Origin of the sequence: Streptomyces sp. NPDC059816 (genome assembly GCF_042732055.1) — a bacterium.
Lineage (GTDB): Bacteria > Actinomycetota > Actinomycetes > Streptomycetales > Streptomycetaceae > Streptomyces.
Genome location: NZ_JBHWIQ010000002.1, coordinates 210,453 through 229,578, shown reverse-complemented (window position 1 = coordinate 229,578; position 19,126 = coordinate 210,453). Strand labels below are relative to the sequence as shown.

14 protein-coding genes are annotated in these 19,126 nt (G+C 70.5%); 7 read left to right on the top strand and 7 right to left on the bottom strand.

Annotated features, from left to right (window positions below; all coding sequences use genetic code 11):
• Positions 1-88 precede the first annotated feature (88 nt).
• Positions 89-1,000 carry a LysR substrate-binding domain-containing protein gene (locus tag ACFV88_RS03610; RefSeq protein ID WP_385485564.1) on the top strand — a complete coding sequence of 304 codons (912 nt, stop codon included), beginning with the start codon at positions 89-91 and terminating at the stop codon, positions 998-1,000.
• Between the two features lie 96 nt (positions 1,001-1,096).
• Here ACFV88_RS03610 and ileS read toward each other — a convergent pair whose 3' ends face one another.
• Positions 1,097-4,264 (bottom strand): isoleucine--tRNA ligase, encoded by a 3,168-nt coding sequence (ileS, locus tag ACFV88_RS03605; protein WP_385485562.1) that lies wholly within the window; start codon positions 4,262-4,264, stop codon positions 1,097-1,099.
• A gap of 573 nt (positions 4,265-4,837) precedes the next feature.
• Here ileS and ACFV88_RS03600 point away from each other — a divergent pair.
• From ACFV88_RS03600 to ACFV88_RS03590, 3 genes are all read left to right on the top strand, one after another.
• Positions 4,838-5,893: a TraR/DksA family transcriptional regulator gene (locus tag ACFV88_RS03600; RefSeq protein WP_385485560.1), complete on the top strand. Its 1,056-nt coding sequence runs from the start codon at positions 4,838-4,840 to the stop codon at positions 5,891-5,893.
• A gap of 115 nt (positions 5,894-6,008) precedes the next feature.
• Positions 6,009-6,638, top strand: coding sequence for a signal peptidase II (lspA, locus tag ACFV88_RS03595; RefSeq protein WP_385485558.1), 630 nt, complete (start codon positions 6,009-6,011; stop codon positions 6,636-6,638).
• An 89-nt stretch (positions 6,639-6,727) separates the two neighbouring features.
• On the top strand, positions 6,728-7,669 hold the full coding sequence (locus ACFV88_RS03590) for an RluA family pseudouridine synthase (protein WP_385485556.1): 942 nt from the start codon (positions 6,728-6,730) through the stop codon (positions 7,667-7,669).
• 7 nt (positions 7,670-7,676) lie between these two features.
• Here the strand turns inward: ACFV88_RS03590 and ACFV88_RS03585 are convergent, their stop codons facing one another.
• Both ACFV88_RS03585 and ACFV88_RS03580 read right to left on the bottom strand, forming a co-directional pair.
• Positions 7,677-8,717, bottom strand: coding sequence for a mechanosensitive ion channel family protein (locus ACFV88_RS03585; RefSeq protein ID WP_385485554.1), 1,041 nt, complete (start codon positions 8,715-8,717; stop codon positions 7,677-7,679).
• A gap of 61 nt (positions 8,718-8,778) precedes the next feature.
• Positions 8,779-9,399: a CGNR zinc finger domain-containing protein gene (locus ACFV88_RS03580; protein WP_385485552.1), complete on the bottom strand. Its 621-nt coding sequence runs from the start codon at positions 9,397-9,399 to the stop codon at positions 8,779-8,781.
• A gap of 81 nt (positions 9,400-9,480) precedes the next feature.
• On the opposite strand from ACFV88_RS03580, the gene ACFV88_RS03575 reads away from it, so the two are divergent.
• Both ACFV88_RS03575 and ACFV88_RS03570 read left to right on the top strand, forming a co-directional pair.
• Entirely contained in the window at positions 9,481-10,380 is a 900-nt protein-coding gene (locus tag ACFV88_RS03575; protein ID WP_385485550.1) for an alpha/beta fold hydrolase, read from the top strand.
• A gap of 191 nt (positions 10,381-10,571) precedes the next feature.
• A complete protein-coding gene (locus ACFV88_RS03570) occupies positions 10,572-11,273 on the top strand; it encodes a bleomycin resistance protein (protein ID WP_385485548.1) in 702 nt (233 codons plus the stop codon).
• A gap of 68 nt (positions 11,274-11,341) precedes the next feature.
• Here the strand turns inward: ACFV88_RS03570 and ACFV88_RS03565 are convergent, their stop codons facing one another.
• The 4 genes from ACFV88_RS03565 to ACFV88_RS03550 form a co-directional block, all read right to left on the bottom strand.
• Positions 11,342-11,728 carry a hypothetical protein gene (locus ACFV88_RS03565; protein ID WP_385485547.1) on the bottom strand — a complete coding sequence of 129 codons (387 nt, stop codon included), beginning with the start codon at positions 11,726-11,728 and terminating at the stop codon, positions 11,342-11,344.
• Between the two features lie 314 nt (positions 11,729-12,042).
• Positions 12,043-12,861, bottom strand: coding sequence for a thioredoxin domain-containing protein (locus ACFV88_RS03560; RefSeq protein WP_385485545.1), 819 nt, complete (start codon positions 12,859-12,861; stop codon positions 12,043-12,045).
• A 122-nt stretch (positions 12,862-12,983) separates the two neighbouring features.
• The gene (locus ACFV88_RS03555) at positions 12,984-13,679 is read right to left on the bottom strand and encodes a hypothetical protein (protein ID WP_385485543.1); all 696 of its coding nucleotides are present in this window, start codon (positions 13,677-13,679) and stop codon (positions 12,984-12,986) included.
• A 101-nt stretch (positions 13,680-13,780) separates the two neighbouring features.
• Positions 13,781-15,160, bottom strand: a complete 1,380-nt coding sequence (locus tag ACFV88_RS03550) for a DUF2252 domain-containing protein (RefSeq protein ID WP_385485541.1) — start codon at positions 15,158-15,160, stop codon at positions 13,781-13,783.
• Between the two features lie 268 nt (positions 15,161-15,428).
• Between ACFV88_RS03550 and dnaE the strand changes: the two genes are divergently transcribed.
• Positions 15,429-18,968: a DNA polymerase III subunit alpha gene (gene dnaE / locus ACFV88_RS03545; protein WP_385485539.1), complete on the top strand. Its 3,540-nt coding sequence runs from the start codon at positions 15,429-15,431 to the stop codon at positions 18,966-18,968.
• Positions 18,969-19,126: the final 158 nt, after the last annotated feature.

The following is a 19,126-nucleotide window of genomic DNA, read 5'->3' as shown; positions in this document are numbered from 1 at the left end:
CGCAGGTTAGGGCTTGATCTGCGGTCGAGGGAAAGACCGGTGCGGGATAGACTCAGAACGGATCGTTATCAATCGGCAGGGAGGGCGCGTGGCGCCGGATACGGTGAGCCTGCGGTACTTCCTGGTGCTGGCACAGGAGTTGAACTTCACCCGCGCGGCCGCCCGGATCGGTATCGCACAGCCCGCACTCAGCGCCCGGATGCGCCGATTGGAGGCGGAACTCGGTACGGCCCTGCTGGTCCGCAACACGCGCAGCGTCGTATTGTCCACGGCCGGTGCGGCTTTGGCGGAGTCCGCGCCGCCCGCGCTGGCGGCGCTGGACCGGGCCTGGGACACCGCCCGGAGCGCCGCGGCCGGTGAACTGGGCACACTGCGCATCGGATACAGCCTCAGCGCCGGGGCCGAGACGGCACCGGCCCTGGTGGACAGGCTGATTCGCGGCAACAGCGGACTCGAGGTCAGTGCGGTCCCGATGGCGACACCGGAGATCTCCCCCGCGGTCGCCGACGGCCGCATCGATGCCGGGATCACCCGCGGTGAACAGCCGGGCCGTGGCGTGCGCCGGTTCCTGCTGCGGCGTGCGCGCATCGGGGTCCAGCTCGCGCAACACCATCCACTGGCCGAACACCCGGAGATCGAGATCGCCGAGGCGGCCGCGTATCCGCTGCGACTCCCGGACCGTGCGGCCAATCCTGTGATCCACGATCAGCTGTCCGCACTGTTCCGAGATGCCCGACCACACCCCCGATTCCACACGCCCGCAGTCTCTTTCGACATGTCTCAGAGCGACCTGCGCGACGGGGTCACCCTCGCCCCGGCCGGAGAAGCCGTGGTCACGACACAGCCGGCCGGTCTCACCTGGCGACCGCTGCGGGGCGCGCCCAGCCTAACGATCCACCTGGTGCTCCCGCGCGAGCAGTCCCCGCTACACCGCCGCATCCGTGCCGTCGCCAAAACCCTGGCGCACGAGCTGCACTGGCTACCGAACGGGCCCCGATAGGGGCGCGGGGAACTGCGCGAAGTCCACAACGCACCCGCAGGGAACCGTGCGTCCCGAAGCGCACCCGCAGGGAACGGGTGCGCCCCGGGCCCGGGGTCAGACCTTGCGGAGACTGAAGGTCAGGGACAGCGCAGGGTCCGAGAAGACGGGGGCTTCGGGCTCCGCCCGAACGAACTCCGAGGCGAGCACCTCCTCGGACACCAGCCCTCCGTGCTCCGACAGCGCCTCGACGACCCGCTCGTCCCCCGCGTTCCAGCGCAGCGCGATCCGATCGGCGACGTCCAACCCGCTGTTCTTGCGGGCCTCCTGGATCAACCGGATCGCGTCCCGGGCGAGTCCGGCCCTGCGCAGCTCGTCGGTGATCTCCAGATCGAGGGCGACCGTCGCCCCCGAGTCGGACGCCACGGACCAGCCTTCGCGCGGGGTCTCCGTGATGATGACTTCGTCCGCCGCGAGTTCCACCTTCTCGCCGTCGACCTCGACGAACGCCGTACCCTCGCGCAGTGCGAGCGACAGCGCCGCCGCGTCCGCCTCGGCGACGGCCTTGGCGACCGCCTGCACCCCCTTGCCGAACCGCTTGCCGAGGGCGCGGAAGTTCGCCTTCGCCGTGGTGTCGACCAGGGAGCCCCCCACCTCGGACAGCGAGGCGAGCGAGGTGACGTTCAGCTCCTCGGTGATCTGCGCGTGCAGTTCCACCGGGAGCGAGTCGAAGCCGGACACCGCGATCAGGGCCCGGGACAGCGGCTGACGGGTCTTCACCCCGGACTCCGCACGGGTCGCCCGCCCGAGTTCCACCAGCCGCCGCACCAGCACCATCTGTCGGGACAGCTCGGGATCGATCACGTCGAGGTCCGCCTCGGGCCACGTCGACAGGTGCACCGATCCTGGCGCGTCCGGCGTCACCGGGACCACCAGGTCCTGCCAGACCCGCTCGGTGATGAACGGGGTCAGCGGCGCCATCAGTCGGGTGATCGTCTCGATCACCTCGTGCAGGGTCCGCAGCGCGGCCTTGTCGCCCTGCCAGAACCTGCGGCGGGAGCGCCGGACGTACCAGTTGGACAGGTCGTCGACGAAGGCCGACAGCAGCTTGCCGGCGCGCTGGGTGTCGTACGCGTCGAGCGCCCGGGTCATCTGGTCGGTCAGTGCGTGCAGTTCCGAGAGTAGCCACCGGTCGAGCACCGGGCGCTCGGCGGGCGCGGGGTCGGCCGCGGAGGGCGCCCACCGGGACGTACGGGCGTACAGGGCCTGGAAGGCGACCGTGTTCCAGTAGGTCAGCAGCGTCTTGCGGACCACCTCCTGGATGGTGCCGTGCCCGACGCGGCGGGCCGCCCAGGGGGAGCCGCCGGCGGCCATGAACCAGCGCACGGCGTCGGCGCCGTGCTGGTCCATCAACGCGATGGGCTCCAGGATGTTCCCGAGGTGCTTGGACATCTTGCGGCCGTCCTCGGCGAGGATGTGGCCGAGGCAGACCACGTTCTCGTACGAGGACTTGTCGAACACCAGGGTGCCGACCGCCATCAGCGTGTAGAACCAGCCGCGGGTCTGGTCGATCGCCTCGGAGATGAACTGCGCCGGGTAGCGGCTCTCGAACAGTTCCTTGTTCTGGAACGGGTAGCCCCACTGCGCGAACGGCATCGAACCCGAGTCGTACCAGGCGTCGATGACCTCCGGGACGCGGGTCGCAGTGGCCGTGCACTCGGGGCAGGGGAAGGTGACCGCGTCGATGAACGGCCGGTGCGGGTCCAACTCCGACTGGTCGGTGCCGGTCAGCTCCGTCAGCTCCGCGCGGGAGCCGACGCAGGTCAGATGGCCTTCTTCGCAGCGCCAGATCGGCAGCGGAGTGCCCCAGTAGCGGTTGCGGGACAGCGCCCAGTCGATGTTGTTGTTGAGCCAGTCCCCGTAGCGACCGTTCTTGATGGAGTCGGGGAACCAGTTCGTCTTCTCGTTCTCTTCGAGGAGACGGTCCTTGATCGCGGTGGTCCGGACGTACCAGGAGGGCTGGGCGTAGTACAGCAGTGCGGTGTGGCAGCGCCAGCAGTGCGGATAGCTGTGCTCGTACGGGATGTGCTTGAACAGCAGGCCCCGTTCCTGGAGATCCCGGGTCAGCGCCTCGTCCGCCTTCTTGAAGAAGGTGCCGCCGACGAGCGGCAGATCCTCCTCGAAGGTGCCGTCCGGGCGGACCGGGTTGACCACCGGCAGCCCGTACGCGCGGCAGACCAACAGGTCCTCCTCACCGAAGGCGGGGGACTGGTGGACGAGTCCCGTACCGTCCTCGGTGGTGACGTAGTCGGCGTTGACGACGTAGTGCGCGGGGCCGGCGTCGGCCGGGAACTCCACCAGGTCGAACGGGCGCCGGTAGGACCAGCGCTCCATCTCGGCGCCGGTGTAGCTCTGTCCGGTGGGCTCCCAGCCCTCGCCGAGCGCCTTCGCCACCAACGGTCGGGCGACGACGAGCTTCTCGGTGCCGTCGGTCACCACGTCGTAGACGACCTCGGGGTGGGCGGCGGTGGCGGTGTTGGACACCAGCGTCCACGGGGTGGTCGTCCAGACCAGGAGCGCCGCCTCGCCCGCCAGCGGGCCGGAGGTCAGGGGGAAGCGCACGTACACCGACGGGTCGACGACCGTCTCGTAGCCCTGGGCCAGCTCGTGGTCGGACAGGCCGGTGCCGCAGCGCGGGCACCAGGGCGCCACCCGGTGGTCCTCCACCAGCAGGCCCTTGCCGAAGATCTCCTTCAGCGACCACCACACGGAGTCGATGTACTCCGGGTCCATGGTGCGGTAGGCGTCGTCCAGGTCGACCCAGTAGCCCATGCGGTTGGTCAGCTCGGCGAACGCGTCCGTGTGGCGGGTCACTGACGCGCGGCACCGGTCGTTGAACTCGGCGATCCCGTACGCCTCGATGTCCTTCTTGCCGCTGAAGCCGAGCTCCTTCTCGACGGCCAGCTCCACCGGCAGGCCGTGGCAGTCCCAGCCCGCCTTGCGCGCCACGTGGTAGCCGCGCATGGTCCGGAAGCGGGGGAACACGTCCTTGAAGACCCGGGCCTCGATGTGGTGGGCGCCGGGCATGCCGTTCGCGGTCGGCGGGCCCTCGTAGAACACCCACTCGGGGCGCCCTTCCGACTGCTCCAGGCTCTTGGCGAAGATCTTGTTCTCGCGCCAGAAGTCGAGCACGGCGTGCTCCAGGGCGGGCAGGTCGATCTGGGCGGGCACCTGCTGGTACTGCGCCTCGACGCTGTGCGCGGATTCTTGCGGGGGCGGGGTCATCGCGACGGCTCCTCCAACGGACTGCTGCCTTCCGTCGGAGGGACGAGAGCCGGTGCGCCTGCTGAGGCGTGCTCCCGCGGTACCACCCTCCTTGGCCTTCCGGTACGGCTGCGCCGGACGGCCCCCTCATTGGGGTGCGATGTCGGTTCTACTGGCCCCTGGCGCCCGTTGGGCGGGTTTTCCTCCGACGGCTCCGGGGAGATCTTCGCACCGCGCTCGCCCCCGGGCTCCCACCGTCCCCGGGTCGCTCTGGGCTGCGTACGCCGCTACTCGGCCCCATCCACACCTGTTCGCTCCGCCAGTGTACGGGCCCCGGGCGCGGCTGCCGAACCGGTTTGCCGAGGGGCCGCACCAGCCCGGGCGCTCCGGGAGGCCGAGCGCGCCAGGGGTGACTCGAACGGGGGACGGCGGGCCCGTGCGTACTGGTGCGGCTGTGGCACCGGCGGGAGCGGTCCGTCGACCGGGAGTGACTGTTTCGGTGGGTTCGTCACCGTTTGCCGCTCTTAGCGTGGCGATTTATCGTCCCGAGAGCGATGTGGGTGCACGATCCCGACAGCTGAAGGGGCCGCGGCCATGGTGGCGAAGAAGACCGCCGCGCAGTACGCGCCCTCCGGGGCGGACGCCCCTTCGGGCGGTGCTGGCGGCGACGGGCCCGGGGCCGCCGGGAAGGCGCCGGCGAAGAAGGCGCCGGCGAAGGCCACGACCAAGAAGGCGACCAAGAAGGCGGCTGCGAAGGGAACGGCAGCCAAGGAGGCCGCCCCGAAGAAGGCCCCTGCCAAGAGGACGGCGGCCAAGAAGACCGCGGCCAAGAAGACGGCTGCGCAGAAGGGTGTCGCTCAGAAGGCCGTGCACGAGGAGGTGGTGGCCGGGGAACCGGCGGTCGGCGAAGGGCCCGCCAAGGAGTCGACCGCGGCGAAGAGGACGGCGGCCAGGAAGGCGACGGCCGGGAAGGGCGGACGTACGACCACGACCACGACCACGTCCACGAGCGCGGGCCGGAGCAGTAAGCGGGCCGCCGGCCGGGCAGACATCCCAGGAGCGGCCGAGACCACCCCGGGCGGGGCGACGAAGCGTTCGGGGAGCCGTAGGGGCACGCGCAGCACCGACAGGGCGACTGCGGTCGCGGAGACGACGGGAGCCACGACAGTGGTTGCGAAGAAGACGCGGGGCACGACCACGGGGACGAAGGCGCCCACCTCGGTGCCGGGAGCACGGCTCGCCGCAGCGGAACCCGGCGAACTGCCGGTGCGCCCCGGCGAGGACGCCTGGACGGCCGAGGAGGTCGCCGAGGCCCGGGCGCTGCTGTCCGCTGACGCGACCCGGTTGCGCGAGGAGATCAGCTCCTCCGAGGCGTCGCTGGCGGGGCTGATGCGGGACTCCGGGGACGGCGCGGGCGACGACCAGGCCGACACCGGGACCAAGAACATCACCCGCGAGCACGAACTCTCCCTCACGGCCAATGCCCGCACCATGCTCGAACAGACCGAACACGCCCTCGAACGGCTCGCCGCCGGGACGTACGGGCTCTGCGAGAACTGCGGCAAGCCCATCGGCAAGGCCCGCATGCAGGCGTTCCCCCGGGCCACCCTGTGCGTGGAGTGCAAGCAGAAGCAGGAGCGGCGGGGCTGACCCCCTCCGCCGCCGGGGCCCGGGCGGCGCCCGCGGTGCGGCTGCTCCCCTGATCAGCCGGGGGACCGGTGCCGTACCCTCGTCCTCAGTCAGGTACCTAGGCTGAGGGACTCACGTGGCAGAGGCGGAGCGCACCATCGACACCCCGGACTCCCCGGACCCCGCCGGCGCGGCGTCGGCCTCCGGCGGCGAGCACGACGACCAGCGGGACGCGGCCTCGGGTGCCGTCGCGGACGGGGAAGGCACCCCGGCCTCGCGCGGCAAGCGGCGGATCGCGGTGCTGCTCGCGGTGGCCGCCTTCGCCTACGCGCTCGACCTGGGCAGCAAGCTGCTCGTCGTCGCCAAGCTGGAGCACCACGAGCCGATCAACGTCATCGGCGAGTGGCTCCGCTTCGAGGCGCTCCGCAACCCCGGTGCGGCCTTCGGTGTGGGCGAGGCGTTCACCGTGATCTTCACGCTGATCGCGGCGACCGTGATCGTGGTGATCGTCCGGCTGGCCCGCAAGCTGTACAGCGCCCCCTGGGCCATCGCCCTGGGCCTGCTGCTCGGCGGCGCCCTGGGGAACCTCACCGACCGGATCTTCCGGGCCCCGGGCGTCTTCGAGGGCGCCGTCGTGGACTTCATCGCGCCCAAGGGCTTCGCGGTCTTCAACCTCGCGGACTCCGCGATCGTGTGCGGCGGCATCCTGATCGTGCTGCTGTCCTTCCGCGGCCTCGACCCGGACGGGACCGTCCACAAGGACTGAGGTCCTCGGCCCCGGTGCGGGGGCGGGCCGGACCCGGCGAACGACGAGGTCCGGGCGGGGACAGCTGCTGCGTCCTGCATACTCGACGGGTGAGCGCTATTCCCGAGATCCGAACCCTGCCCGTGCCGGACGGCCTGGAGGGCGAGCGCGTCGACGCCGCCATCTCCCGGATGTTCGGCTTCTCCCGTACGAAGGCGGCGGAGTTGGCCGCCGCGGGCAAGGTGCTGGTCGACGGCACGGCGGTCGGCAAGTCCGAGCGCGTGCACGGGGGGGCCTGGCTGGAGGTGGAGATGCCGCTGCCGCCCGCACCCGTGCAGGTCGTCGCCGAGCCCGTCGAGGGCATGGAGATCGTCCACGACGACGACGACATCGTGGTGATCGTCAAGCCCGTCGGGGTCGCCGCGCACCCGAGCCCCGGCTGGACCGGCCCCACCGTCATCGGCGGGCTGGCCGCCGCCGGCTACCGGATCTCCACCTCGGGTGCCGCCGAGCGCCAGGGCATCGTGCACCGGCTCGACGTGGGGACCTCGGGGCTGATGGTGGTCGCGAAGTCCGAGTACGCGTACAGCTCGCTCAAGCAGCAGTTCCGTGAGCGGACCGTGGACAAGCGGTACCACACCCTGGTCCAGGGGCACCCCGACCCGACCAGCGGCACCATCGACGCGCCGATCGGGCGGCACCCCCAGCACGACTACAAGTGGGCGGTCGTCGCCGAGGGCAAGCCGTCGGTGACCCACTACGACCTGCTGGAGGCGTTCCGGGCTGCCTCGCTCCTCGACGTGAAGCTGGAGACCGGCCGCACCCACCAGATCCGGGTGCACATGGCGGCGCACCGCCATCCGTGCGTCGGTGACCTCACCTACGGGGCCGACCCCACGCTCGCCGCCCGGCTCGGGCTGACCCGGCAGTGGCTGCACGCGGTGCGCCTCGGGTTCGAGCACCCGGGGGAGGCCCGCTGGGTGGAGTTCGAGAGCACCTATCCCGAGGACCTCCAGCGGGCGCTGGACCGGGTGCGCGCCGAGTCCTCGTAGGCGACCCCTAGCCGGGGGGCAGGACGGCTGCCGTGGTGTTGATCCGCGGCAGCGCGTAGGGGTGGTGCTCGGCGAGCCAGCTCAGCATCCGCTCGCGGACCGCGACCCGGACCGTCCAGATGTCGTCGGCGTCCTTCGCGGTGACCACGGCGCGCACCTGCATCGTGGTCGGGGTGGTGTCGGTGACCGCGAGGGCGAACTCGCGCCGGTCCCAGGCCGGGCAGTCGCCCAGGACCTCGGCCAGTCGTTTGCGCATCGCGTCCACCGGAGCGCTGTGGTCGAGGTGGAAGAAGACGGTGCCCGTCATCTGCACCCCGCCCCGGGACCAGTTCTCGAAGGGCTGGCTGGTGAAGTACGAGACGGGCATGGTGATGCGCCGCTCGTCCCAGGTGCGGACGGTGAGGAAGGTGAGCGTGATCTCGTCCACCGTGCCCCACTCGCCGTCCACCACCACCGTGTCGCCGATCCGGACCATGTCGCCGAAGGCGATCTGGAACCCGGCGAACAGGTTCCCCAGGGTGGACTGCGCGGCGACACCCGCCACGATCCCGAGCACTCCTGCGGAGGCCAGCAGCGAGGTGCCCGCCGTCCGCATCGCGGGGAACGTCAGCAACATGGCCGCGACGGCGACCACTGCGACCACGGCCGTGACGACCCGCTGGATCAGGGTCACCTGGGTGCGCACCCTGCGCAGTCGCGCGGGGTCGCGGTGCGCGGTGGCGTAGCGGCGGTACGAGGACTCCACGACCGCCGCGGCGACGCGCACCAGGAGCCAGGCGGTGGCCCCGATGAGGACCAGCGACAGCAGCCGTCCCACGCTCGCCGTGTGATCCCCCCAGAGGCCGGCCTGTCGGTACGAGCCCCTGAGCAGGGCCGTGCACAGCATCACCTGGAGGGGGAGTCGGCAGCGTCGCAGCAGTCCCCACAACGGGGCCTGGGGGTGGCGGCGGTCGGCCCGGCGGAGCAGCTGGTCGACGGCCCACCCGAGCAGCAGGGTGAGCACGACGGAACCGCCGAGGACCAGGGCGGGGCGTAGTACGTTCTCCATGCCTGCGCTTGTTACCGGCTCCGGCCGGTCGTGAACATCCGATCTCCGGGCGGTGCCCCGCTCACGGCCGGGCGTCGGATTCCGTCGACGGCGCCGGCGCCCGGTCCCGGTCGTCCTGGTCCTGGTGGTGCTTGTGCCGCTGGTAGTGGCGGGCCACCCGGGTGCGGTTGCCGCAGCGCGTGGCGGAGCACCAGCGCCGGCGGGGGTTCGCGGCGAGGAACAGCAGCACGCAGTCGGGGGCCTCGCAGACGCGCACCCGCTGGAGGTCGGGGCCGGCGATGAGGACGGCGGCCGACTCGGCCAACCGGGCGGCGATCCACTGCCCCGGGGTGCCGCCGGTGCGTCGGAGAACCGCGGTGACGGCCGTTCCGTCCCAGTCCAGTCGGAGCGTGCCGGGCGCCGTGCGTTGCGCCCGGTTCAGTGCGGCCAGTGCGGATTCGGGGGGTCGCGCGCCGCTGCGCACCCGTGCGAGGACGGTCGCGGTGGCGTCCCGTACCTCCCGCACCGCTTCCAGGTCCGAAAGCGTCACCTCCGCTCCGTCGCCTTCGGGCAGCCGGTCGGCCTGGAGCGCGAGCCAGCTGCGCAGCTGCTCGGCCGTGGTGAGGAGATCGCCGCTGCTCGGCCGGGTGTTGACCAGGTCGAGGGCGAGGGGCTCGCCGGTGAACGGTGTCGTGTCACTCATGAACCTAATGGTATATCGCCACACTCATCCATTAGGTATGGTCAGGGGAAGCTAACGCATCAACTAACCATGGAGGCATTAGTGAGTGCGTATTCCCCCACCCATCCGCTCGTCGCGGCCCCGGCCCCGGCGGTCCACCGTCACCTCGACGTCGACGGCGTGCGGGTCTTCTACCGGGAGTCCCTGCCGGAGCGCCCGGACGCCCCGGTCCTGTTGCTGCTGCACGGATTCCCCTCCGCCTCCCACCAGTTCCGGCGTCTGCTCGACACCCTCGGCTCCCGGTACCGGCTGATCGCCCCCGACTACCCGGGCTTCGGCCACACCGAGGCGCCCGCCGACTTCACCTACTCCTTCGAACGGCTCGCCGACGTCATGGAGGGGTTCGTGCAGGGGCTCGGTCTGGACCGGTTCTTCCTGTACGTCTTCGACTTCGGCGCGCCCGTCGGGTTCCGGCTCGCGACCCGACACCCCGAGTGGATCGCGGGACTGGTCGTCCAGAACGGCAATGCGTACGAGGAGGGGCTGTCCGACGCCGCACGGGACTTCATCGCCCTGCGCCCGGAGCAGGAAGGCGCCCGGGAGACCGTCCGCGCGCTCTTCACCCTCTCCGGCACGCGCTTCCAGTACGAGGCGGGGACCCGCGATCCGGAGCGGATCGCCCCCGACGGCTGGATCCTCGACCAGTACTTCCTGGACCAGCCCGGCCGTAAGGACGCACAGGAGGCGCTCGCCTTCGACTACCACACCAACGTCGAACAGTACGGCCGGTGGCAGGAGTGGCTGCGGACCCACACCCCGCCGGTGCTGATCGTCTGGGGCAGCAACGACCCGTTCTTCCCCGAGCCGGGGGCGCACGCCTATCTCAAGGATGTGCCCGACGCCGCGCTGCACACCTTCCCCACCGGCCACTTCGCCCTGGAGGAGGACCTTGCCGGGATCGCCCCCCTGATCGCCGACTTCCTCGACCGGAACGGGACGTGATCCACCGCGGGCGACCGGCTCGCCTCCGGGGCCCGTCGACGACCCTCCGCTCTCCGGCTTCGCCCGCCAGTCTGCGGGGTCGGGGCGGCGGGTCGCCCCCCGCCCGGTCTGCCCGAAAGCCGGGCGGGCCGGTTCCCGGCGATTTGAAGAAGGCTCATGAGTGGCTAGGCAAGTTTGACTAGACTGCTGTGATGAGTGAGACGAGCCTTCCGATCCTCCCCTGTCGGACCCTCCCGCCGGTCCTCGACTTCTACACCGCGCTGGGGTTCGAGGTGACCTTCCGGCAGCGGAGCCCCAACCCCTACGCGGTGGTCCGACGCGGCGGAGCGGAGCTGCACTTCTTCGCGATGAAAGGGTACGAGCCGACCGAGTCGTACAGCACGTGCTACGTCCGGACCGATGACGTCGACGGACTGCACCAGGCCTTCCGCGCCGGGCTCAAGGCGGCGTACGGCAAGGTCCCGACCCGAGGGCTGCCCCGCATCGGGGCGCTGAGCGACACCTCGCACGGCGTGCGCCAGTTCCTGCTGACCGACCCGGGCGGCAACTGCGTCCGGGTGGGCCAACCCACGGACACCGACCAACGCCACCGGCCCGCGCCCGAGGAGACCTTCGCGCGGGCCCTGCACCACGCCGCGCTCCTCGCCGGCTCCAAGGAGGACCCGGTGGCGGCCGCCAAGGTCATCGACCGGGTGCTGGAACTGCGGGACGAACGACCCGCGCCCGTGCAGCTGCTGCGCCTGCTGGTGCTCCGGGCCGACGTCGCGGGCCGCCTGGGCGACGGGGAAGGGGCCGCGTCCGTGCTCGTCCGGGCGGCGGCGGTCCCCCTCACCGCACCGGAGCGCGCCCTGGTCGGCGACGACCTGCGGCGGCTGGAGGAGTTGCAGGAGTGACCCGCCCGGGTTCACCCGTTCCCGACGTCCGGACCCCGTCCTGTGGGTCCTCGCCGGGGAACGGGGTGCTACGCGGTGCCGTGCTCCGTGGCGCAGTACCTCGGAGTGCCGGCGGCCCCGTCCTTCAGACAGATCTCGACGGTGACGCGCTTCCCCTCGGGAATCTCCAGGTCATTGCGCGCGCACGGATTGCCGGAGCCATTGGCGTCCTCCAGCGGGATCCAGTAGCTCATCTCGGGGGTGGACCAACCGATGTGGCCGCTCGCGCGCAGGCCGTCCGACCTGTTGTCGCAGACGGTGAACACGTCGCCGTTGTGGGCGAAGCCCGCCGCCCCGCCGTTGAAGGGGTCAGTGGTGTTGACGTAGACGTCCGTGCCCGCCACGGCCGGGCCTGCCGCGAACATCAGTGCGGCGGCTCCGAGGACCAATCCGCCACCCAGGGTCTTCATACGCATGCTCATGGATCCCTCTCGTCGTGGAATCAGAGGTGCAGAAAGCTTGCGTGTCATGACTATGTGCGGGGCGCGGAAGCGAACAAGGTCCTTTCCCGACAGGGGTGGCCGTGGTGTTGAAAGGTGCAGTGAGGACCGTCGAACGGGGGGCTCGACCCCCGCTCGGCGGTGCCCGTCCCGGGACCCGGGCCCCGGCCAACCGCAAGACGACGGGGCGCTCGGAACGGAGCGCGGACACAGTCGCGCGCTCCGTCCGGGCGCCCCGGTGAGCCGTACGGGGCGCCCGGCGGGCACCCCGTACGACGGGCGTGCGGACGTCAGCCCTTCAGGGCCTTGTCCAACGCCTTGTTGTACTCCTCCACCGTTCCGGGCGAGTTCTCCGAGCCCTCGGCAGTGACCTTCTTGCCGTCCATCACCAGGGACGGGGTGCCGGTGACGCCGTCCTTGTTCTTGTCGAACGTCTCCGACATCTCCAGCGCCCAGCGGTCGTAGGTGCCGTCCTCGACCGCGTTCTGGAACTCCTTGTTGCCCTTGAGCTCCTTGACGTCGTCCGCCACCTTGATCAGGTACGAGTCCTTCTTGAAGTCGTCCTTCGACTCCTCGGGGTGGTGCTTCGTGGAGTACAGCTGCTCCTTGTACGCCATGAACGCCTCGGGGCTGACGTTCAGGGCGGCGCCGAGCGCGCTCAGCGCGTTGCGCGAGCCCTCACCCATGAGGCGTCCGTCGAGGAAGGTCGCGCCTATGAACTGGACCTTGTACTTGCCGTCCGCGACGTCCTGCTTGATGGTCGACCCGAGGGTCTGCTCGAAGCCCGCGCAGGCCGGGCAGCGCGGGTCCTCGTACAGCTTCAGGGTCTTCTTGGCCGAGTCCTTGCCGATGACGACGGTGGTGCCGTTCTCGCCGCTGGAGTTCGCCGGCTTGACCAGCTTGGCCTTGGCCGCCTTCTCCCAGTACTCGGGCTTGTTGGCCTCCATGACCAGGTAGCCGGCGCCCGCCGCGACCGCGAGCACGCCGACGATCGAGGCGCCCACGATCATCTGGCGCCGCGTCTTGTCCCGCTTGGCCTGCTTCTCGCGCTCGATCCGCAGCCGCTCGCGGGCCGCCGTCTTCGCCGCCTGGCTGTTCCTCTTGCTCATGGGGGAGATCTCCGTGTGATGACGCAATCCGCGCGCGGCGGAGTACGGGATGGGAAGTGGGGTTGCCGGATCGCCCGGCGGGTCCGTCGTGCCGGGGACCGGTCAGCCGCGGGGGCGACCGGTCAGCCGAGGAGCAGGGCGGGGGGAGGGCCCCTGCGGACCACCGAATGCGCCCACAGTCGAGGGCGGACGATCACGCCGGGGAAGGCCGGGGCGGCGACCGGCGGGTGTCCGGTCCCCCGGTGGGCGCACACCGCGGCGACCGCGAGCAACAGCGGTCGGAAGGTGCTGACGGCCACCGTGCGCAGCAGCCGCGCCAACGCCCGCTCGCCGCGCCACAGCCAGACCGAGGCCAGCAGCCCGATGCCCAGGTGCGCGGCGAGCAGCAGCCAGGCGGTGCCGGGGGTGGTGTGGACGAGCAGGTCCGCCGCGCGTCCCCGCTCGCCGGCCACCACGGCCGCCGCCAGCGGGGTGCCGACCTCCGTACCCGCGCACAGCACGTCCAGGCCCACCGAACGCAGCGGACCGGTGACGGGACCGCCGGCCGGGCCGTAGCAGGTGTGCTGCCCGACGGTGAACACGGTGTCCGCGACCAGTTCCAGCGGCACCAGCAGCGCCGCGATGGGGCCGAAGCCGCGTTCCCGTCGCCCCGCCAGGGCGTAGGCGAGGAGGAAGACGACGACGGTGACGCACACGGTCGTCGACAGGGGCAGCGGCACCCCGGACAGCAGCACGTGCGACGCGGTCGACAGTGTCACGGTCAGTGCCGTGAACAGTGCCGCGCGCACGGCTCTGAGCGGGGTACCGGGTATGTCCATCGCCCAGGAGTCTCCCATGGCCGGGGGTAAGAGAGCACTAAAGGGTTGCTGTGCGTTCGCCGGGGCGGGTGATCCGCCCCGGCGGGCCCGCCCCGGCGGGCCTACAGGCCGGGAATCCGGCCGTTGCGGAACAGGTCGACGAAGGTCTGGTGGTCGTGGCGGGCCCGCGCCCCGTAGTGGTGGGCGAAGTCGACCAGCAGCTGCGCGAAGCCGTCCTCGTCCGCGGCGATGGCGGCGTCGATCGCCCGCTCGGTGGAGAACGGCACCAGCTCCGAGTGCCCGCTCTCGTCGTCCGCCGCCGCGTGCATCGTGGCCGTCGCCCGGCCGAGGTCGGCGACCACCGCCGTGATCTCGTCCAGGTCGTCGATGTCCGACCAGTCGAGGTCCACCGCGTACGGCGACACCTCGGCGACCAGCTGGCCGGCGCCGTCCAGCTCGGTCCAGCCCAGCCACGGGTCCGCGTGCGCTTGGAGGGCGCGCTGCGAGATCACGGTGCGGTGCCCCTCGTGCTGCCAGTACTCCCGGATCGCCCGGTCCGTGACGTGCCGGGACACGGCCGGGGTCTGGGCCTGCTTGAGGTAGATGACGACGTCGTTCTCCAGGGCGTCGCTGTTGCCCTCCAGGAGGATGTTGTACGAGGGCAGGCCCGCCGAGCCGATCCCGACGCCCCGCCGGCCGACCACGTCCTTCACCCGGTACGAGTCGGGCCGGGTCAAGGAGGACTCGGGGAGCGTCTCCAGGTAGCCGTCGAAGGCCGCGAGGACCTTGTACCGGGTGGCGGCGTCCAGCTCGATGGAGCCGCCGCCGGGAGCGAAGCGGCGCTCGAAGTCACGGATCTCCGTCATCGAGTCGAGCAGCGAGAACCGGGTCAGCGAGCGGGCGGTGCGCAGTGCGCCCAGCAGCGGACCCTCGGCGGTGTCCAGGCTGAACGGGGGCACCTCCTCGCCCGGGGTCCCGCTCGCGAGGGTGTGGATGCGTCCCCGGTAGGCGTCCGCGTACGTCCGCACCAGGCCGGAGATCTGCTCGTCGCTCAGCGCCTTCGCGTAGCCGATCAGCGCCACGGAGGCCGCGAAGCGCTTGAGGTCCCAGGTGAAGGGCCCGACGTACGCCTCGTCGAAGTCGTTGACGTTGAAGATCAGCCGGCCCTGGGAGTCCATGTAGGTGCCGAAGTTCTCGGCGTGCAGATCGCCGTGGATCCACACCCGGGAGGTCCGCTCGTCCAGGTACGGGCCGCCGGCGGGGCCCGCGGTGCCCGGCGCCGCCACGCCGGCGCCCTCCGCGGCGAGGTCCCGGTAGAAGAGGCAGGCCGTGCCGCGGTAGAAGGCGAAGGCGGAGGCGGCCATCTTGCGGAACTTCACCCGGAACGCCGCGGGGTCGGCGGCCAGCAGCTCGCCGAAGGCGGAGTCGAAGACGCTGAGGATCTCCTCAGCCCGCTGCCCGGCGTTGGGCCGCTGGACCGGGGGTACGGACAGAACCGACATATGAGGGTGCCTCCTGCTGCGGAACATCACGGATCCGGGGGTGCCGTGCACGGACGTCGTCGCCCGCACGCACGGTGCCCCTCCCTCCCAACGTCCGGGCCCGCCGCCGAGTGCCCGAACGGGTGTTCCGGGGTCACCCGTCAGAAGTGCGGCCCGCCCGTGGGGTGGTTCCGCCCGTCGCCGTCGCGGGGACCGGGCCGGGCCGAAGACGTAGACTTCCACGCTGTCCCCCCAGACCGTCGCCGACCCTTCCGCTGGAGGCCGCTCCGTGTCGAAACCGCCGTTCACGCACCTGCACGTCCACACCCAGTACTCGCTGCTGGACGGTGCCGCGCGGTTGAAGGACATGTTCAACGCCTGCGGCGAGATGGGCATGACCCACATCGCCATGACGGACCACGGCAACCTGCACGGGGCGTACGACTTCTTCCACCAGGCGACGAAGGCGGGCATCACCCCGATCCTCGGGATCGAGGCGTACGTGGCGCCGGAGTCCCGGCGCAACAAGCGCAAGATCCAGTGGGGTCAGCCGCACCAGAAGCGGGACGACGTGTCCGGTTCGGGTGGTTACACCCACAAGACGATCTGGGCGTCGAACGCGACGGGACTGCACAACCTCTTCCGGCTGTCCTCGGACGCGTACGCCGAGGGCTGGCTCCAGAAGTGGCCGCGGATGGACCGGGAGACCATCGCCCAGTGGTCGGAGGGGCTGATCGCCTCCACCGGCTGCCCCTCGGGCGAACTCCAGACGCGGCTGCGGCTCGGCCAGTTCGACGAGGCGCTCAAGGCCGCCTCCGACTACCAGGACATCTTCGGCAAGGGCCGGTACTTCCTGGAGCTGATGGACCACGGCATCGAGATCGAGCGGCGGGTGCGCGACGGGCTGCTGGAGATCGGCAAGAAGCTGGGCATCCCCCCGATCGTCACCAACGACTCGCACTACACGTACGCGTCGGAGTCGGTGGCGCACGACGCGCTGCTGTGCATCCAGACCGGCAAGAACCTCTCGGACCCGGACCGGTTCCGGTTCGACGGCACCGGCTACTACCTGAAGTCGACGGAGGAGATGTACGCCATCGACTCCTCCGACGCCTGGCAGGAGGGGTGCCGCAACACGCTGCTGGTGGCGGAGCAGGTCGACACCGAAGGGATGTTCGGCAAGCGCGACCTGATGCCGAAGTTCGACATCCCCGAGGGCTACACCGAGGTCTCCTGGTTCCGCGAGGAGACCATGCGCGGCATGGACCGCCGCTTCCCGGGCGGCATCCCGGACGACCGGATCAAGCAGGTCGAGTACGAGATGGACACGATCATCTCGATGGGGTTCCCGGGGTACTTCCTCGTGGTCGCCGACTTCATCATGTGGGCCAAGAACCAGGGCATCGCGGTGGGCCCCGGCCGGGGCTCCGCGGCCGGCTCGATCGTCGCGTACGCGCTCGGCATCACCGACCTCGACCCGATCCCGCACGGTCTGATCTTCGAGCGCTTCCTCAACCCCGAGCGCATCTCCATGCCCGACGTCGACATCGACTTCGACGAGCGCAGGCGCGTCGAGGTGATCCGGTACGTGACGGAGAAGTACGGCGCCGACAAGGTCGCCATGATCGGCACCTACGGCACCATCAAGGCCAAGAACGCGATCAAGGACTCCGCGCGCGTCCTCGGCTACCCGTACGCCATGGGCGACCGCATCACCAAGGCCATGCCCGCCGACGTCCTCGGCAAGGGCATCCCGCTGTCCGGCATCATCGACCCCGCCCACCCGCGCTACTCGGAGGCGGGCGAGGTGCGGGGGATGTACGAGAACGAGCCGGACGTCAAGAAGGTCATCGACACCGCGCGCGGCGTGGAGGGCCTGGTCCGGCAGATGGGCGTGCACGCCGCCGGCGTGATCATGTCCAGCGAGCGGATCACCGACCACGTGCCGGTCTGGGTGCGCCACTCCGACCAGGTCACCATCACCCAGTGGGACTACCCGAGTTGTGAGTCGCTCGGCCTGCTGAAGATGGACTTCCTCGGGCTGCGCAACCTGACGATCATGGACGACGCCGTCAAGATGGTGAAGTCCAACAAGGACGTCGACATCGACCTCCTGGGACTGCCGCTGGACGACCCGAAGACCTTCGAACTCCTCCAGCGCGGCGACACCCTCGGCGTCTTCCAGTTCGACGGCGGACCCATGCGGTCCCTGCTGCGGCTGATGAAGCCCGACAACTTCGAAGACATCTCCGCCGTGTCCGCCCTGTACCGGCCGGGCCCGATGGGCATGAACTCGCACACGAACTACGCCCTGCGCAAGAACGGCCAGCAGGAGATCACGCCCATCCACAAGGAGCTGGAAGAGCCCCTGAAGGAGGTCCTGGACGTCACCCACGGCCTGATCGTCTACCAGGAGCAGGTGCAGAAGGCCGCCCAGATCGTCGCCGGCTACTCGCTCGGCGAGGCCGACATCCTGCGCCGGGTGATGGGCAAGAAGAAGCCGGAGGAACTGGAGAAGAACTTCGCGATCTTCCAGGCCGGCGCCCGGCGCAACGAGTACAGCGACGAGGCCATCCAGTCCCTGTGGGACGTGCTGGTGCCGTTCGCCGGGTACGCGTTCAACAAGGCCCACTCGGCGGCGTACGGACTGGTCTCGTACTGGACGGCGTACCTCAAGGCGAACTACCCCGCCGAGTACATGGCGGGGCTGCTCACCTCGGTCAAGGACGACAAGGACAAGTCGGCCGTCTACCTCAACGAGTGCCGCCGGATGGGCATCAAGGTGCTGCCGCCCAACGTCAACGAGTCGATGGCGAACTTCGCCGCGCAGGGTGACGACGTGATCCTCTTCGGGCTCTCCGCGGTGCGCAACGTCGGCACGAACGTCGTGGAATCGATCATCCGCAGCCGCAAGGCCAAGGGGAAGTACGGGTCGTTCCCCGACTACCTGGACAAGGTCGAGGCGGTCGTCTGCAACAAGCGCACCACCGAGTCCCTGATCAAGGCCGGCGCCTTCGACACCATGGGGCACACTCGCAAGGGCCTCACCGCCCAGTACGAACCCATGATCGACAACGTCGTCCAGGTGAAGCGCAAGGAGGCCGAGGGGCAGTTCGACCTCTTCGGCGGGATGGGTGACGAGGCCGCCGACGAGCCGGGCTTCGGGCTGGACGTGGAGTTCTCGCCCGACGAGTGGGAGAAGACGTACCTGCTGGCCCAGGAGCGCGAGATGCTCGGCCTGTACGTCTCCGACCACCCCCTGTTCGGCATCGAGCACGTCCTGTCGGACAAGGCGGACGCCTCGATCTCCCAGCTCACCGGCGGGGAACACGCGGACGGTGCGGTCGTCACCATCGGCGGGATCATCTCCGGCCTCCAGCGCAAGATGACCAAGCAGGGCAACGCCTGGGCCATCGCCACCGTGGAGGACCTGGCCGGCTCCATCGAGTGCATGTTCTTCCCGGCCACCTACCAACTGGTGTCCACGCAGCTGGTCGAGGACGCCGTGGTCTTCGTCAAGGGCCGTCTCGACAAGCGGGAGGACGTGCCCCGGCTGGTCGCGATGGAGCTGATGGTCCCCGACCTGTCGAACGCGGGCACCGACGCCGCCGTGGTGATCACCATCCCGGCGGTGAAGGTCACCCCGCCGATGATCAGCCGCCTCGGGGAGATCCTCGGGCACCACAAGGGCAACAGCGAGGTGCGGATCAGGCTGGAGGGCCCCCGCAAGACCACCGTCCTGCGGCTGGACCGGCACCGGGTGCAGCCCGACCCGGCGCTCTTCGGCGACCTGAAGGTGCTGCTCGGCCCGTCCTGCCTGGCCGGCTGAGTTCCGCACCCCCGTGCGGGGGGTGAACGAGCGAGAGGGGGGGGGGCGGGCCGGGGGGGGGCCCCCCCCGGGGGGGGGGGGGGGGGGGGTAGTAAACAGTAGGGGGGGGGCCGTAGGTGGGGGGTTTTTTGAGGGGGGGGGGGGGGGGGTGAAAAAAG